The sequence below is a fragment of the Bacteroides caecigallinarum genome, assembly GCF_016902295.1.
In the GTDB taxonomy this organism is placed as follows: domain Bacteria; phylum Bacteroidota; class Bacteroidia; order Bacteroidales; family Bacteroidaceae; genus Phocaeicola; species Phocaeicola caecigallinarum_A.
Map to the genome: position 1 here is coordinate 1 of NZ_JACJLQ010000078.1, position 3,255 is coordinate 3,255.

Sequence of the window (3,255 nt, forward strand, 5' to 3'; positions counted from 1 at the left end):
TCTAATTTGTTACTTTGTACACACTTCATAAGCTATATCGTTATTGGTTAATATTGTTTTTCTCTTATATACAAAGTTAACTATAATGGTATAGCTTTTTTAGTGCTATATTATGTTATCCGTCACTTCCGATTTTAAACATAGGAACTTAATTTATGACTGTAATTCTGATAACTAACTTATTCTCTCCTTATATGCAACTCTATAGCCTCACTGTGGCTGTTCAGGAATTCCTTTGCATCCTTTACCACTAATGCCAAGTATCCGCCACCACCTGCGCCAGCCAGTTTCCATGCCATCACGTCCGCCATTGCGCTATAATGCGCTATGGCATCACTGATAAAGCCGTTGTCCTGCTGCGGAGCATTTATATAAGCCGGATTTATCATTCCCGGGAACATGGCTGTCTGCGCTTCAAAACTTGCTTTATAAGCCGCTGCAAAACCATCTAAGTTACGCCCCATAATAGCCTCCCAGCATACATCTGCCGCATCCGCCAGAGCCTTCACCTTCTCCACCGTTATGTCCTTGCCTTCCACCACCGAGCATCCCGGCTTTCGAGGTTCCAAAGGAATCATCACCAGATGCTGTTCCAGAAACCTCAGCGTCATCTCATCCCTGCATATCTCCACCTTCTTAGGCCAGAAATTATTGTCATAATAATGTCTGCACAGTCCCGGTATGCAAATACCTATCGCATCCTGTGCCCCCGATACATGCCCCTCAGTACGCTCAGGATTGTTTTCAAAGCAGAATACAAGTCTTGCCAGCATCTCCGGATCCATCTTCGGAAGTTTCACCGGCCATATCTTTTTTATGATGTTACGTGTACTTGTGCTCAGTCCGCATCTGTCTCTCACCTCAAAAGTAGGCTCCAGCGATATAGTAATCGCCCATCCCGGATGATGCTCACTCACATACGGCTGGTCAATCCATGTACCCGCCAGATCCAGACGAGTTGGGATGCCTTTGCTCTCTCCCGCCTCATTATCGTTTTTTTGCATAGCCGCCTTGAGCGAGCTCGAGCTTCTTGCCTCCAGTCCTTCGTGCGGAGTGCGCTGCAGCTCAATGTACTCTATTCCGCGTTCCTCACACAGCCTGCGTTTTTCCTTGCTGCCACCTTCAGCGTTCACCACGAAGATGTCCGGCTTCACAATGTCCAGAGTCGGGATGAAGTCTATCACCCCATGCCCCTCGTTAATATAAGCCTCCTTCACAGCCTTTATGTTCCTCACCATGAACAGACGCTCCTTCTGCGGGAACATCGGTTTCCTGTGCTTATATTCCAGATACGTGGCATCCGAGCCGATACCCACATACAGGTCGCCGAATTTCGAAGCCTGCTGGAAAAACTCTACATGTCCGCTGTGCAGCAGGTCATAACATCCGCTCACGAAAACTTTCTTGTTGCTCATGCGACTATTTTTATTTGGTTATTTATATATAGTTCTTGATATTCTGTTCATTCTCCAGTTTGCATACTAACAGTCTGTTTCCTTTTTCAGCCACGATATATCCGTCAAGTCCTTCAAGCACCACCTGTTTTTCCTCCGAGGTATGGACTATGCAGTTACTGCAATCATACAGCTTAACATTATTGCCTACATACGCATTATTCTGTCCGTCGTGTGGAAGCAGAGTATGCAGCGAGCCCCATGTACCTAAGTCACTCCATCCGAAATCAGCAGGAATAGTATAAATATCCTTGGCTTTCTCCATCACAGCATAGTCTATTGATATTTTCTCGCATGTAGGAAACAGTTCTTTCACTGTGTCCTTCTCCATGTCTGTATAGAAATCCACAGCCATCCTGTCCATCTTATCTGCAAGGTCAGGAGTATGCTTTCTTATCTCCTTCATTATGGTTTCAATATTCCATACGAAGATACCCGCATTCCACAGATAGTTACCCTCTTCCAGATACTTGCAAGCCGTTTCCAGATTTGGTTTTTCCTTGAATGCATCCACCTTCAGCACTTCAGTACCATCAACAGCCATACCGCTACAGATATATCCATATCCCGTTTCAGGTCTTGTAGGTTTGATACCGACCGTTACAATGTTGTTTCCTGTAGCTGTAAAGTCCAGAGCAGCTTTGATTATTCTGTCAAACTCCGCAGTATTTATCACCAGTGCGTCCGAAGGAGTGACCACAATATTTGCGTCCGGAAATTTCTTTCCTATTTTCCAGCAAGCATAAGCAATGCACGGAGCAGTGTTTCTTGCTTCCGGCTCAGCCAATATATTACATTCAGGAATGCCGGGAAGCTGTGCCTTTACTATCTCCACATACTTTTCGCTTGTCACCACCCAGAAGTTTTCCATCGGACAGATATTGCTGAATCTCTCTACAGTAAGCTGTATCAGAGATTTACCGCATCCCATCACGTCTATAAATTGTTTCGGATACTCCGGTACACTCATAGGCCAGAAACGGCTTCCTATACCGCCTGCCATTATAACCACATGATTTTTGCTTGTCTCCATCATGAGATTTATGTATTTTTAAATAATAGACTCCCTGCATAGTATTACCTAAGCAGGAAGTCATTTTATATAATGTTGTATATTATTTTACAAGTCCTTTTTCCAGATACTCTGCAAGGTTAGTCCTCACTTTCGAAGCAACACTGTCAGCAGCTACTTTTGCCATATCATGCTCTACCATCAGCTGCACTAACTGTTCGAAGCTTGTAGTCTGAGGATTCCATCCTAATTTAGCCTTCGCCTTCGTCGGGTCACCCCACAGGTTCACAACGTCAGTAGGACGATAGAAATCTTCCGAAACTGCCACCAGAGTCTTGCCCACTAAATGCCCGTTTTCAGGATTAGTAACCGATACACAGATACCCTTCTCATCCAGCCCTTTACCCTCGAATTTCAGCTCTATACCCGCATGACGGAAAGCAAGCTCCGTAAACTCACGCACCGAGTGCTGCACCCCCGTAGCAATCACGAAATCCTCCGGCTTCTCCTGTTGCAGAATCAGCCACATACACTCCACATAATCCTTCGCATAACCCCAGTCACGCAGCGAATCCAGATTACCCAGATACAGGCACTCCTGCTTCCCCTGAGCTATACGTGCAGCAGCCAGAGTAATCTTTCTTGTCACGAAAGTCTCCCCCCTGCGTTCCGATTCATGATTGAACAGGATACCCGAGCAGCAGAACATATTATAAGCCTCACGATACTCTTTTATTATCCAGAAACCGTACAGCTTCGCCACAGCGTAAGGCGAATACGGATGAAACG

General features: G+C 45.5%; 3 protein-coding genes. All 3 read right to left on the reverse strand.

What is annotated here, in order from left to right; all coding sequences use genetic code 11:
* Nucleotides 1-179: 179 nt before the first annotated feature.
* On the reverse strand, nucleotides 180-1,415 hold the full coding sequence (locus H6A27_RS14000) for an FAD synthase family protein (RefSeq protein WP_204509123.1): 1,236 nt from the start codon (nucleotides 1,413-1,415) through the stop codon (nucleotides 180-182).
* A gap of 22 nt (nucleotides 1,416-1,437) precedes the next feature.
* Nucleotides 1,438-2,487, reverse strand: a complete 1,050-nt coding sequence (locus H6A27_RS14005) for a mannose-1-phosphate guanylyltransferase (RefSeq protein ID WP_239469714.1) — start codon at nucleotides 2,485-2,487, stop codon at nucleotides 1,438-1,440.
* Between the two features lie 82 nt (nucleotides 2,488-2,569).
* The coding region (locus H6A27_RS14010) for a GDP-mannose 4,6-dehydratase (RefSeq protein ID WP_204509124.1) at nucleotides 2,570-3,255 on the reverse strand (686 nt) is incomplete at its 5' end.